General features: G+C 68.4%; 10 protein-coding genes. 4 read left to right on the plus strand and 6 right to left on the minus strand.

What is annotated here, in order from left to right; genetic code table 11:
• Nucleotides 1-96: 96 nt before the first annotated feature.
• The 3 genes from pstC to pstB are packed head-to-tail and all read left to right on the plus strand — an operon-like array spanning nt 97 to nt 2714.
• Nucleotides 97-1017 carry a phosphate ABC transporter permease subunit PstC gene (gene pstC / locus FKO37_RS05260; protein WP_037808608.1) on the plus strand — a complete coding sequence of 307 codons (921 nt, stop codon included), beginning with the start codon at nt 97-99 and terminating at the stop codon, nt 1015-1017.
• Between the two features lie 2 nt (nt 1018-1019).
• Entirely contained in the window at nt 1020-1934 is a 915-nt protein-coding gene (gene pstA / locus FKO37_RS05265; protein WP_037808607.1) for a phosphate ABC transporter permease PstA, read from the plus strand.
• A 3-nt stretch (nt 1935-1937) separates the two neighbouring features.
• Nucleotides 1938-2714, plus strand: coding sequence for a phosphate ABC transporter ATP-binding protein PstB (gene pstB, locus FKO37_RS05270; protein WP_009084706.1), 777 nt, complete (start codon nt 1938-1940; stop codon nt 2712-2714).
• 114 nt (nt 2715-2828) lie between these two features.
• Here the strand turns inward: pstB and phoU are convergent, their stop codons facing one another.
• The 5 genes from phoU to FKO37_RS05295 all read right to left on the minus strand — a co-directional run bounded on the left by phoU (nt 2829) and on the right by FKO37_RS05295 (nt 10755).
• Nucleotides 2829-3503 (minus strand): phosphate signaling complex protein PhoU, encoded by a 675-nt coding sequence (gene phoU / locus FKO37_RS05275; protein WP_037808604.1) that lies wholly within the window; start codon nt 3501-3503, stop codon nt 2829-2831.
• An 84-nt stretch (nt 3504-3587) separates the two neighbouring features.
• Nucleotides 3588-4973 carry an LCP family protein gene (locus FKO37_RS47710; RefSeq protein ID WP_037808602.1) on the minus strand — a complete coding sequence of 462 codons (1386 nt, stop codon included), beginning with the start codon at nt 4971-4973 and terminating at the stop codon, nt 3588-3590.
• 3462 nt (nt 4974-8435) lie between these two features.
• Complete coding sequence (locus FKO37_RS05285; protein WP_051172550.1) at nt 8436-9095, minus strand: GGDEF domain-containing protein; 660 nt, start codon at nt 9093-9095, stop codon at nt 8436-8438.
• 114 nt (nt 9096-9209) lie between these two features.
• Nucleotides 9210-9773, minus strand: coding sequence for an isopentenyl-diphosphate Delta-isomerase (gene idi, locus FKO37_RS05290; RefSeq protein ID WP_037808596.1), 564 nt, complete (start codon nt 9771-9773; stop codon nt 9210-9212).
• A 148-nt stretch (nt 9774-9921) separates the two neighbouring features.
• The gene (locus FKO37_RS05295) at nt 9922-10755 is read right to left on the minus strand and encodes an alpha/beta fold hydrolase (RefSeq protein WP_238603869.1); all 834 of its coding nucleotides are present in this window, start codon (nt 10753-10755) and stop codon (nt 9922-9924) included.
• A gap of 165 nt (nt 10756-10920) precedes the next feature.
• Here FKO37_RS05295 and FKO37_RS05300 point away from each other — a divergent pair, with 165 nt between their 5' ends.
• Nucleotides 10921-11340, plus strand: coding sequence for an Hsp20/alpha crystallin family protein (locus FKO37_RS05300; RefSeq protein WP_238603870.1), 420 nt, complete (start codon nt 10921-10923; stop codon nt 11338-11340).
• Between the two features lie 220 nt (nt 11341-11560).
• On the opposite strand, the gene dusB is transcribed toward FKO37_RS05300, so the two are convergent.
• Complete coding sequence (dusB, locus tag FKO37_RS05305; RefSeq protein ID WP_374204200.1) at nt 11561-12733, minus strand: tRNA dihydrouridine synthase DusB; 1173 nt, start codon at nt 12731-12733, stop codon at nt 11561-11563.
• Nucleotides 12734-13502: the final 769 nt, after the last annotated feature.

Genomic DNA, 13502 nt, shown 5'->3' on the forward strand with positions numbered 1-13502 from the left:
TCGTCGTCCGCCCGAGCGTTCCCGGAGGACCCGATTTCGGACAAGCCACCCGCGCCGGCGCCGGAAGCGCCGCCCGCGCGGAAGAAGCCGACGAAGGTGCGAGCCGGTGACCGCATCTTCCAGAACCTGACCACCGGGGCCGGGATCTTCGTCGTCGCCCTGATCGCCTTGATCGGGATTTTCCTGGTCGTCCAGGCGATTCCGGCGCTGAAGGCGGACAAGGTCAACTTCCTGTTCAACCACGGGTGGTCGACGAACGACCCGGCGAACATGGCGTTCGGCATCGCCGACCTCGCCGAGGTCACCGTGGCGACCTCGCTGGTGGCGCTGATCATCGCGATGCCGATCTCGCTGGGCATCGCGCTGTTCCTCACCCAGTACGCGCCCGCGAAGCTGGCCCGGCCGTTCGCCTACGTCGTGGATCTGCTCGCCGCGGTGCCGTCGATCATTTTCGGCCTGTGGGGCATTCTCGTGTTCGCGCCCGCGATCGAACCGTTTTCCGAGTGGGTCAACAGCACCTTCTCGTGGATTCCGATTTTCGCGCCGGGCAACATCGCGCCGAACGTGCGCGGCACCATTTTCACCGCCGGAATCGTGCTGGCGGTGATGATCCTGCCGATCATCACGTCGCTGACTCGCGAGGTTTTCGAGCGCACGCCGACCGCGCAGGTCGAGGGCGCGCTCGCGCTCGGGGCCACGCGCTGGGAGGTCATCCGCACCACGGTGCTGCCGTTCGGCAAGGCCGGTTTCGTCGGCGCGTCGATGCTCGGTCTCGGCCGCGCGCTCGGTGAAACCATTGCGCTGGCGGTGATTCTGCTGATCCCGCAGGGGCGCAACTTCGACTGGAGCCTCTTCGACGGCGGCGCGACGTTCGCGTCGAAGATCGCCCAGAACTACAGCGAGTTCAACAACCCGACCTCGGCCGGCGCCTACATCGCGGCCGGCCTGGTGCTGTTCGTGCTGACGTTCCTGGTCAACTTCGCCGCCCGCTCGATCGTCGGCAAGAAGGGGGAGTGACCGTGTCGACCACCCTCGAACGACCCGCGACGACACCGGCTTTCCAGCAGGTGAGCGCGGTCCGCAAGGTCAAGAACGGCGTGGCCACCGTGCTGGTGTGGCTGTCGTTCCTGATCGCCGTGATCCCGCTGGTGTGGGTGCTGTACACGGTGATCGCCAACGGGATCAAGCGGATCCCGTACACCAACTGGTGGGGCCAGGACTTCGGTTCGGTGCTCGGCGACGAGGTCGGCGGCGGCGTGCTGCACGCGATCATCGGCACCCTGCTGCAGGGTCTCGTGTGCGCGGTCATCTCGGTGCCGATCGGCCTGCTGGTCGCGATTTACCTCGTCGAGTACGGCCGCGGCAAGCTGGCCAAGGCCACCACGTTCATGGTGGACATCCTCTCCGGTGTTCCGTCCATTGTGGCCGCGCTGTTCATTTACGCGCTGTGGGTCACCACGCTCGGCCTGCCGCGCAGCGGGTTCGCGGTGTCGCTTGCCTTGGTGCTGCTGATGATTCCGGTGGTCGTGCGCTCCGCGGAGGAAATGCTGCGGATCGTGCCGGACGACCTGCGCGAGGCCTCTTACGCGCTGGGCGTTCCGAAGTGGAAGACGATCATGAAGATCGTGCTTCCGACCGCGCTGTCGGGCATTCTCGGCGGCATCATGATGGCGCTCGCCCGCGTGATGGGCGAAACCGCGCCGCTGCTGGTGCTCGTCGGGTACACGTCCTACGTCAACTGGAACATCTTCAGCGGGGAGCAGGCGTCGCTTCCGTTGGTGATGAACAACGAACGCGCCACCAACTCGATGGACCCCGGCAGCGTCGGCTTCGACCGGATCTGGGGAGCCGCGCTCACCCTGGTGCTCATCATCGCCGTGATCAACCTGCTCGCCACGGTCCTTTCCCGCATCGTCGCCCCGAAGAAGAAGTGAGTCATGGCCAAGCGAATCGACGTCAAAGACCTGGACATCTACTACGGCAAGTTCCACGCGGTGGACAGCGTCACGCTGAACGTCCCGCCGCGGAACGTGACCGCGTTCATCGGGCCGTCGGGTTGCGGCAAGTCGACCGTGCTGCGCACGCTGAACCGGATGCACGAGGTCATTCCCGGCGCGCGCGTCGACGGCCAGGTGCTGCTGGACGGGGAGGACATCTACGCGTCGGCGGTGGACCCGGTGCAGGTGCGCCGCACCATCGGCATGGTGTTCCAGCGGCCGAACCCGTTCCCCACGATGTCCATTAAGGACAATGTGGTGGCCGGGCTCCGCCTCGGCGGGGTGAAGAGCCGCAAGCAGCTCGACGAGGTCGCCGAGCGCGCGCTGCGCGGCGCGAACCTGTGGAACGAGGTCAAGGACCGGTTGAACAAGCCGGGCGGCGGCCTTTCCGGCGGTCAGCAGCAGCGGCTCTGCATCGCGCGGGCGATCGCGGTGCAGCCGGACGTGCTGCTGATGGACGAGCCGTGTTCGGCGCTGGACCCGATCTCGACGCTCGCGATCGAGGATCTGATCGGCGAGCTGAAGAAGGACTACACGATCGTCATCGTGACGCACAACATGCAGCAGGCGGCGCGGGTTTCGGACCAGACCGCGTTCTTCAACCTGGCCGGTGTCGGCCAGCCCGGCCGGCTGATCGAGCTGAACGACACGGAGAAGATCTTCTCCAACCCGGACGAGAAGGCCACCGAGGACTACATCTCGGGCCGCTTCGGCTGATTCCACTGTGGACGGCCGCCCTGGTTTTCCGGCCAGGGCGGCCATTTTGTTTTCCGCGCACTAAAAAACCGCCGCCCCGCTTGTACGGCCGGGCGGCGGTTTCGCTGTGCTGGCTCAGATGGTCAGGTCTTCGTCGTCGGTGCCGTAGCCGGGCATCCGGCCGGTGACCACGAAAATCATCCGCTTGGCGACGGACACCGCGTGGTCGGCGTAGCGCTCGTAGAAGCGGCCGAGCAGCGTGACGTCGACCGCTGAGGCGACGCCGTGCGGCCATTCGCGGTCCATCAGCACGGTGAACAGGTGCCGGTGCAGGTCGTCGACCTGGTCGTCCTCAGCCTCGAGGTCCTTGGCCGCGGACACGTCCTTGGTCTTGATGATCGCCTCGACCTGGCGGGCGAGCTTCACCGCGGCCCGGCCCATCTCGGCGAAGTAGGGCTTGACCGCCTCCGGCAGCACCGGGTCTGGGTGGCGGCGGCGGGCGGCCTTGGCGACGTGCAGGGCGAGATCTCCCATGCGCTCCAGGCTTTCCGCCGCGTGGATGGCGGCGAGCACGGTGCGCAGATCGGTCGCGACCGGGGCCTGCAGCGCCAGCAGCGCGTACGCCTGCTCCTCGCATTCGGCGCGCGCGTCGTCCACCTTCGCGTCGTCGCTGATCACCTGCTCGGCGAGGCCGAGGTCGACCTCCAGCAGTGCTTTGGTGGCCCGCTCCATGGCGTCGGCAACCTGGACCGACATCGCGGCCAGGTTTTCGGCGAGCTGATCGAGTTCGACATGGTAGGCCTCACGCATGACCACACCCTACGACGTGGACCGTCCGAATACCGCATCGCTGGGTGAACCGCGTATGAACCCCGTCTAACGAATCCGGAGTGCTCAGCCGGTGTTGGCGGTTTTGCCGGAACCGGCGTTCGCGGGCGGCGCGCTGGCCGCGGTTCCGGCGGGCTGGTTGCCCGGCAGCGGAGTGTTGTCGCGCAACGCGTCGAAGAGGCTCTTGGTCTTTTCCTGCACCAGAACTTCGTTGCCGCGCTTGTTGGGCAGGCCAACGGTGGGCACGGTCAGGAAGTTGATGTTGGCCGGGTCGAGCCCGCGCATCGATTGCGCGAGTGTCATCATCTGCTGCACGCCGAGGTTGTCGCCGAACGTGGCGTGCGCGAACGCGGTGATGAATCCGGACAGTTTCCCGGGATCCAGCACGACATCCGAAGACATGACCTTCTTCAGCAGCGCCCCGATGAACGCCTGCTGCCGCTTGATCCGGCCGTAGTCGGAGGTCGGGTCGCCGACGACGTGCCGGGCACGCACGTAACTCAGCGCCTGGTCGCCGGTAATGGTCACGTCGCCGGTTTCGAGCAGCACCTTGCCGAGCGTGGTGTCGACGATCGGTTTCTCGTTGTGCACGGTCACCCCGTGCACCGCGTCGACCATTTCCTTGAACCCGTTGAAATCGATGCCGACGAAGTGGTTGATCCGCAGCCCGGTGATTTTCTGGATCACCTTCGTCATGCATTGCGGGCCGCCGACCGCGTAGGCAGTGTTGAGCTTGGCGATCTTCTGCTCGCGCACGACCTCGTCGGTAGTCTGCGATTTCGCCGGATCCCACCGGTTGCAATCCGGCCGGTCGATTTCCAGGTCTCGCGGGAACGAAACGACCACGACCCGCTTCCGGTCCGCGGGAACGTGCGCCACCATCACCGTGTCCGACCGCGCGCCCGGGATATTGGACGCGTCCCCGACATTTTCTTCAGACGATGCGCCGTCGCGGGAATCGGAGCCGACCATGAGGAAGTTCTCGTCGTTGGCCTGCGCGTCGGCGTTCTGGATGTCTGAGGAGTTTTCGTCCAGCGCGGACACCTGAGCGAATTTGGCGTCAAACCAGGTAACCGCACCCCACGCGACGCCCGTGCCAATGAAGATGAGCGCGACAACCACGATCAACGCAATCCGCCCGATCCGGACGTTGCGCGCGGTATGCCGCTGTTTCTTCTCCTGCAGCCGAGTCTGCTCCGGCTTTTCGGCAGGCTGCTCTTCTTCCTCTTCCTTGTCGAGCAATACCACCCGCTGCAACGCAGTCCGAGTCTGCTCGAACAAAGCCATCGACCGGGTAGTGAGCCGCTCCCGCCGCTCCCGACGCTTCGCTTCCTCAGCGGCGGCGTCATCATGCGCGGCGGAGAACCGAGCGAGACTGTGATCGATCTTGCGACGGTACTGAGTCGCCTCGTCGATCGCCTCCATCTCGTCGGTCATGGTGAGCGGATCCATCTCCGCCCGAACCGCCGCGGCCGGCCGAGCCGGGGTCCGCCGAGGCCGCTTGCCATTCGGCCCCTCGACGGCCTGACTCAGCTGAGTACGCTCCGGATCAACGGCGGGCTTGGCCGCCGGACTGAGCTGCGTCTGCTCGGCGTCCTCGGCCGCTACGGTGCCGAGCCCGATCCCCTTTACCGGGGTGAACTGCGTCCGATCCGCTGCGAGCGGCTGCTTTCCGTCCAGCGCTGGGCTGAGCTGGGTCCGCTCGGCTTCCGGACCACCCTGCGGCCGACCATTCGGCACGGGTCGGCGACGGGGACGGCCGCGCTGCGGGCGTTCGCTGTCCAGGTCACCGTCGAGGGCTGGGCTGAGTTGGGTTCGTTCGGGGTCTTGGGCCTTGCTTCGGACGCCATCTTGCTGGGGGCCTTGTGCTCCTGCGCCGCGACCCTCGCGGGCCGGGTTGAGCTGGGGCCGTTCCGGGCCTTGGGCTGTGCTGCGGCCACCGTCCAGCGCGGGGTTGAGTTGGGTTCGTTCCGGGCCCTGTGCTGCGTTCCGGCCACCCTCTAGCGCTGCGACGCGGCCGCCGTCCAGGGCGGGGCTGAGCTGAGTCCGCTCAAGACCTTGTGCCGCGTTCCGGCCACCATCCGGCCCGGGGCCGATCGGGGTCTGTTCGGGCCCCTGAGCCGCGTTCCGGCGGCCGTCCAGCGTTGCACCGCGGCCCCCGTCCAGCGCGGGGCTGAGCTGAGTCCGCTCAAGACCCTGCGCTGCGTTCCGACCACCATCCGGCACCGGGCCGAGCTGAGTCCGCTCAGCCCCCTGAGCCGCGCTCCGACCACCATCCGGCGCAGGCCCGCGCCGCGGACGTTCCGGTCGACGCGAACGTCCGGAACCGGCGTCGTCACCGTCCAGCGCAGGGCTGATCTGGGTCTGCTCAAGCCCCTGAGCCGCAGCCAGCCCCGGCCCATCCGGCGCGCCACCTCGCCCACGCCGCGGAGCCTGCCCGTTGCGCCCATGCTCAACCTGCTTGCCCCGCACCCGATCCGGCTCAAGCGCCGGACTCAGTTGCGTCCGCTCAAATTCGTCCTCGGGTTCCGCCCCGCCAGGCACGCCGTCGAGGTCGGGTCGCCGCCCGGCCGGTCCAGGACCCGCCACCCGTCGACGAGGTGTGTTCGGCCCCGGTACTCGGTGCCCACCGGAGTCCTGCCCAGCCGCGCGCGGCCCGTCAGGCTCGATCGGCAGCGCCGCCTCAGGCCCAGCCATCGGCAGCCCGGCAACTTCCGGTCCAGCCGCCCGTCGCCTCGGCGGACCAGGCCTTCGCGGCCCGCCCGATTCCGGCCCAGGTACCCGATGGCCGCCAGAGTCCTGCCCCGGCGCTCGCTGCACGTCGGGTTCGATCGGAAGCGCCGCCGAATCAGTTATCCGCCGCCCTTGCTCGGCGGACCTCCGCTGCGCTGCAGGCCCCGCGGAATCGGGCCCGCCCAATTCCAGCCCAGGCGCGTCCGCTTCAGCCCGTCCAGGAGCACTCTCCGCACCGTGCGGACGCCGAGGCCCAGGCGGCTCCGGCGAAACCGGAACGCCGCCCCCTTGCCGAGGCCGAGGCGGAAGCCCATCCGCCCGCCGACGCCGCGGCCGCGCCTCCAGCTCCGGAGAGACACCCTCGGCACTCCCAGGCTGCCCGCCTACCGGTCCCTGCCCAGACTCGACCGCACGACGCCCCCGCGGTTCGCCCGCCCCACCGTGCGATTCCACCGACGAAGCTTCAGACCCACCAGCCCCCATCACCGGAGACCCGCCGGGCCCCCCGCGACGCCCAGCTACGTCCTCGGCCTGCAGTCCACCGCGACGACCAGGCCGAGAGTCACCAAGCTCAGAATCCGGCGCGGCATGCCGGGTCTCCCCGCGGCCGTCGACTGGTCGAGCCCGCCGACCACCAGGTGCCGGGTAGCCACTTTCGCCAAGCCCTTCCCCCGACTCGACCTGCTCCCGCCGCCTGCCAGAACCATCCGGGTCGCCGACGCCGTCCGGCACCGCTCCGCCAAAAAGCGCCCGCCCACCCACTCGCGCAGGCCCGGCACCGCTATCGACGTCCGAACCGCCCCGACGTCCGCCAGAAAGACCAGCGTCGCCACTGCGCCGGTCGCCACTTCCGTTCGGGCTCCCCAGCGCGGATACGTCATCTGCCGGTCCGCCAACTCCGCTGCGCTCGGGACCGTCAGCTACCTCTCGGCTGTGCCGATTGCCGACACCACCGAGACCATTGACCCGCCCATTTCCGCCAGCCGATCCGGCATCGTCTTCTACTGCCCCGCCACGTCGGCTGCCGCGTCCGTTCGCGCGCCTGCCGACTGAATCAATGTCGTCCCCGACAGGCTCACCGTGCCTGCTGCCCACTTCGCTGGCGTGTCTGTTCGCCCATCCGCCAGTTGGCGCGATGTCGCCGTCCGCAGGTCCTGTTCCGTTGGCGTGCCCGTTCCTCCGCCCGCCAGTTGATGCGACGTCGCCATCCGCAGGTTCGCTATGCCGATGGCCGACCCCGTTGGCCCATCCGGCAGTTGATGCGGCGTCGTCGGCAGGCTCACCGTGCCGCCCACCGATTCCGTTGACGTGCCCGTTCGCACGTCCGTCAACTGGCGCGTCGTCCGCGGGCTCGCTGTGCCGCTTGGCCCGCCTGCCGATCGAGCCGGTTTCTCCGCCAACCGCCTCACCGTGGCGGTTGCCAACCCCGTTGACGTGCCCGTTCGTTCGTCCACCGGCTGACGCAGCGTCGCCTTCCGCGGGGTCGCCGCGCCTTCCTCCAACCCCATTGACCTGGCCATTCGCCAGGCCACCCAGATCCGAGCCGTCTCCCGGCCCAGCATGCCTGCTGCCGACCCCGTTGACGTGCCCATTCGCCCGCCGTCGACCCGGCTCGGCGGGCAACCCAGCGCGGCCGTTCGTCCCCGGAAAACCGGCGTCCGGCTCCGCTCGTCGACGCCCTGGCTCAGGGCGCTCAGCGTCCGCTCGGCGACGGCCGGGCTCTGCGCGGCGGGTGCCCGGTTCCGCGAGCCGGTTCACCGGTTCCGCATGCCGTGTTCCGGGGTCCTCGGTGAAGGCGGGTCGTTCGCCGGTGTGCCGCGCGACCACATCCGACACGCTGATGCCGCCGTGAGTGTCCATCGAACGGCGGCGTCCGCCGCGGGGGCGAGCCGTGGTGTCGGAATGGCGACCGGTGCCGGGGGTGTTGCGCTCGTCGGGCACTCGGTCTCCTCTCGCACGTCAGGCGCCAGGCTGGGGCGGCTTACCTTTGAACACCCGGCGGCTTCGCCGGGTCTCCCAGGACTCGTCGTACCGGGGGAGCTTTTCGTTATCGTACGGATACCCGCCGTTCGTGACGACACCCTCCCGCGAATTTCTTCACCATGCGTCGCCCTAAGGCGCACTGAAGCGGACGAACAGGTGAAGATCGGGTTCAGTGAATGGAGTAATCGCAGACGTGCGTTACTCAGAGTGCGTAATTACCTGCGCGGTCTCGCGGTCGTGGAAAGCGACCTTGTTGCGTCCTGCCCGCTTCGCGGCGTAAAGGAGATTGTCGGCTCGGTGGAGCTGACGCGGCCCGGATTCGGTGCCGTGTGCGAGGCCGACGCTGATCGTAACCCGCAGGCCTGGCCGGAGTTCTGACCAGGGGTGACGGGCGACCCGACGGCGCGCGGCGTCGGCGACCCGGACGGCGCCCCGGTGATCGATTCCCGGCAGGACGAGAGCGAATTCCTCGCCGCCGTACCGTGCGCAGAACGCATCGGCGGGCAGTCCCTCTTGCAGGAGATCGGCGACCCGGCAGAGGACGCGGTCGCCGAGAAGGTGACCGTACGTATCGTTCACGGACTTGAACCGGTCGAGGTCGACCAGTGCGACGGCCACCGCCGCGGGCAGTTCAGGCAGTCGCTGGTCGAGGTACCGGCGGTTGTAGCTCGAGGTGAGCGGATCGCGCAGGCTGCCCGCCCGCGCGATGTCGAGCGCGGAGCGCAGGTGCCGGTAGGCCCGCCGCCAGTCGCCGCGCGTCGCGAACAGGTCCGCGATGGACTCGTGCAACGTGAGCAAGTCGGGCGCGGTCTCCCCCGTTCCGAGCTCGTCGTCCGCCGACACTCTGACCTCCGCCACTCCATCGTTTTCGTCGTAAAGGAGCGGTGGCTTGAGTCATCGGTACGTTCGAAGGTGAATTTCGCTCAAGTGGACGACGGACTTCCGCTGATGTCACGCAGCGCAGTTCTTCGCTCAGAGCGCGGAGAAGGGCTTTTTGTCCTTGAGCTGCGCGAATTGATCACGTGCCCAGTAACTCGCGTCAGTCGTCGGATCCGTGATCCACTGTGTGTAATCGGCCCAGGAAATCCATCGCCAACCGCCCACTTCTTCCGGATTCGGCCGCGGATCGACGTCCGTCCAGGCGGCGAACACCGGACAGAACTCGTTCTCCACGATCCCCTGGAAGGGCGGCGTGCGGTAGCGGTACGTGGGCAGCACGCACTCGAGGTCGTCGAGCTCGGGGAGTCCGAGCTCGTACGAAGCCCGCCGGCGTACGGCGCTCTCCAGCGCTTCGGCGGGAGCCGGGTGACCGCACACGCTGTTGGTCCACACACCAGGCCACACCTTCTTGTGCAGCGCTCGCTGGGTGATCAGCAGTGCGTTGTCCGATCGGCGCAGGACGTAGCAGGAGAACGCGAGGTGCAGCCGCGTCTCCGCATGGTGACTGGCGAGCTTCGGCCCGGTCTCCCCGGTCGGCACGCCGTCCTCGGTCACGAAGACGACGCGTTCGGTTTCGGCTTCAGTGCTGGTGTCCACTCCGGATACTGAACACCACGCACGAACCGGCCGATACCGCGAGCCGGGTGGCCGTTTCGCCCGATTCGAGTGTCAGGCCTTCACAGACCGCTCGAATCTCCCGCCCATCGGACACCCCACCGAACGGCGACGCAGGCGAAACCCGGTGTCACCGGCTGTCGAGATGCTCGACGATCAGCGAGGTCAATGCCTCCGGCGCTTCCTCCGCTACCCAGTGCGACACCTCCTCCAGCATCTCGAACCGGTACGGCCCGGTGCACCAATTCGCGGTGTCGAGCGCGGCAGTGGAACCGAAGGCGACGTCCTCTGTGGACCACACGTACATCGCCGGCACCGAGACCTTGCCGATCTTCCCGCCTGGACGGCCCGCTCGATACCAGTTCAGCGCCGCGGTGAGCGCGCCTGGCTCGGACAGTCGCTGCACGTACTCGTCGATCTTGCTCGGCGGGATGCGCCGGTCGAAGATGTCGCGCAGCGCCTTGGCGTTGTCGGCCAGCATGCGGCGCTCGGTCGCGGGCGTCTGGCGCCATTCCGTCATGTAGGCCGACCGCAGGTGCTGGTCCTCGTCCGTCCGCATCGCCTCGGCGAGCGCGCCCGGGTGCGGAGTGGACACCACGGTGACGCTGCGCAGGCGCTCTGGGTGCTCGTCGGCCGTCCACCAAGCGACCGCGCCACCCCAGTCGTGGCCGACCAGGTCGAACTTGCTCCAGCCGAGCGTGTCGGCCATGGCGACGACATCGGACACCAGCGTCGTGATGCCGTATTCCTCCGGGCGCTCGGGCCGCACGTCCGGCGAATACCCGCGCTGATCCGGCGCGATCGCGCGGTAGCCGAGCACGCCGAGTGTCGCCACCTGGTGCTCCCACTCCACGGCGGCCTGGGGAAAGCCGTGCAGCAGCAGTACCGGGCGGCCGTCTTCAGGGCCGGCGGCGATGGCGTCGAAGGATCCCGCGTCGGTCGGGATGGTCAGCTGGTCGATCACGAGACGCACTCTACGGACCGGCACCGACAGTTTTGGCCGGTCTCGCGCCAGCTCTGTGATGTGAGCTACACGGGAACAAATAAGTTGAGTCGCGCGTTGGCAACTTTGCAAGGCTTGGTCAGCGCCCCAGCAGCTGGCCGCAGTTGTCCGAAAGGGGATTCGACAATGCTGATCCGCACCGACCCGTTCGCCCAGTTCGACCGTCTGACCCAGCAGTTCTTCGGCGGTCAGGGCACCGCGCCGCGCTCCGTCCCGATGGACGCCTACCGCGCCGGCGACGAGTACGTCATCCAGTTCGACCTCCCGGGGATCGCCCGCGATTCCATCGACGTGAGCGTCGAGCGCAACGCGCTTACGGTCCGCGCCGAGCGCACGCCCGTCGCGGTCGAGGACGCGCAGGTCCAGGTATCCGAGCGGCCGCGCGGCAAGTTCTCGCGCCAGCTGTTCCTCGGCGACACGCTCGACACCACGCGGATCGCCGCCGACTACGTCGACGGCGTGCTGACGCTGCGCATTCCGGTCGCCGAGAAGGCTCAGCCGCGCAAGATCACTGTTGGCGGCGCGCCGCAGGAGATCGACGCCTGAGTCGGCTGTACCCAAGTTGTCCTCAGGTTGTCCACAGTGGGTTGTGGATAACCTGGGGACACTTGCTATCTATGCAGGTCAGCGGTGGGTTTTCGGCTCGGCTGGCTGCCGTTTGCGTGCACGAAGTACTCCGCGCCGAGCGCGCACACCCGTGGTTGAGCCCCAAGCGCTCGTCGGGTAGATGTCGGCAAAGCTCAGCGTCGTTCTGGCCAGGCTGTGATCAGCCGCCGGAGTGCATGTCTTCGGCCTCGGGGACGCAATCGTCGTCCGGGTCGTCGAGCCAGCCGTGCGGGAGCGTCACCTTGCCCGGCGAGCCCTGCCGCCCGCGCGGTCCGGTCGCGGCGCTCGGGAACGGGGCGTCGTGGTCCAGCTGCGCGATCAGGTCGTCGAGCTGGTTCAGGCTCGTCACCATCGCGAAGCCGCGGCGGAGTTCGGAGCCGACCGGGAAGCCCATCAGGTACCAGGCCATGTGCTTGCGGATGTCGCGCATGGCCTTGTCCGGGCCGTCGTGCTCGATCAGCAGCTCTGTGTGCCGCCGCAGGACGCGCGCGACTTCTCCGAGGTTCGGCCCCTCCGGAATCTCCCGACCTTGGAAGGCGGCTTCCAGCTCGCCGAACAGCCACGGTCGGCCTAGGCACCCGCGCCCGACGACCACCCCGTCGCAGCCGGTCTCGGCGACCATGCGGAGTGCGTCGTCCGCGCTGAAGATGTCGCCGTTGCCCAGCACCGGGATGCTGGTGACCGCCTCTTTCAGCGCCGAGATCTTCGACCAGTCGGCCTGACCGGAGTAGCGCTGCGCGGCCGTGCGCGCGTGCAAGCTGACGGCAGCCGCACCCTCGGCTTCGGCGATGCGCCCGGCGCCGAGGAAGGTCTGATGGTCGTCGTCGATGCCGACGCGGAACTTCACGGTGAACGGAACGCCGCCCTCAGCCGCCGCCTTCGCCGACTCGCGCACGATGTCCGCGAACAGCCGCCGCTTGAACGGCAACGCCGCGCCGCCGCCCTTCCGCGTCACCTTCGCGACAGGGCAGCCGAAGTTCGAATCCACGTGGTCCGCGAGCCCCTCGCCGACGATGATCCGGACCGCTTCGGCCATCGTCTTCGGGTCGACCCCGTACAGCTGCATGGACCTCGGTTTTTCGTTCTCGCCGAAGGTCATCATGTGCATCGTGCCGGGATGCCGCTCGACGACCGCGCGGGCGGTGATCATCTCGCACACGTAGATGCCAGCGCCGTACTCCTGGCAGAGCTGCCGGAACGCCACGTTGGTGATGCCCGCCATCGGAGCGAGCACGACGGGAGGATCGACCTGGTAGGGGCCGATCTTCAACGTAGGCGCGCTCAACGTGGCAGTCACTCTTCCATTGTCGCCCGTGACGTACGGCACACGCATCCGGGCAGGTCGGTGGCCGCGAGACCATCTCGTGTCCAGCCTTTGAGTAGTGCTACGGATCCGATCATCGTGCCGTTTCGCCCAGGCTGTCCGGTATGACCACGGAAGCTGCAACGCTCCACCGCCTGGCCGGCGAACTGGACGACCTCGGCCGCCGCCTGACCCACGTAGGCGCGGAACTCCGGGCGGTGCGCCCCCAGCCCGAGCCGGCCACCGACCAGCCCGACGAGGCGCCCGCTCTGGACGCGCCCGCGGACTCCCAGCCGACGACGGGCCAACCGGGCGGCCACGCCGAGTCGGCAGCGCGGACCGGGGAGGCGTCAACGGCGGACTACCCGCCTGGCGGTACTCAGCCCGTCAGCTCCGACTCTCCGGCCATGCCAGCCGTCGGCTCCGACCACGCGGCCGCAGCAGCCGTCGGCTCTGACCAGGCGGCCGCGCCGGGCCATGCCGACAAGGCAGTCTCTTCCGCCGCACCGGACCAGACCGCCACTGCGCCGGATCAGGCTGCCGCCGCGCCGGACCAGACTGCCGCGCCGGACCAGGCCGCCACACCGGGCGTGCCGTCCGCGTCAGGTCGCCCTGCCGAGTCGAGCCCGTTTGCCGAACCTGGCAATGCTGCCGTGTCGGGACACCCCGCCGGACCTGGCCAACCTCCTGCGCCTGGCCACAGCTATCCCGCTGCCCCTGGCCACTCGCCCGCCCCGGGCTACCAAGCTGCGCAGGGCCCGTACGCGTACCCGGCCTACTCGGCCGCACACGGGGTGCC

Origin of the sequence: Amycolatopsis sp. Poz14 (genome assembly GCF_006704225.1) — a bacterium.
In the GTDB taxonomy this organism is placed as follows: Bacteria; Actinomycetota; Actinomycetes; order Mycobacteriales; family Pseudonocardiaceae; genus Amycolatopsis; species Amycolatopsis nivea.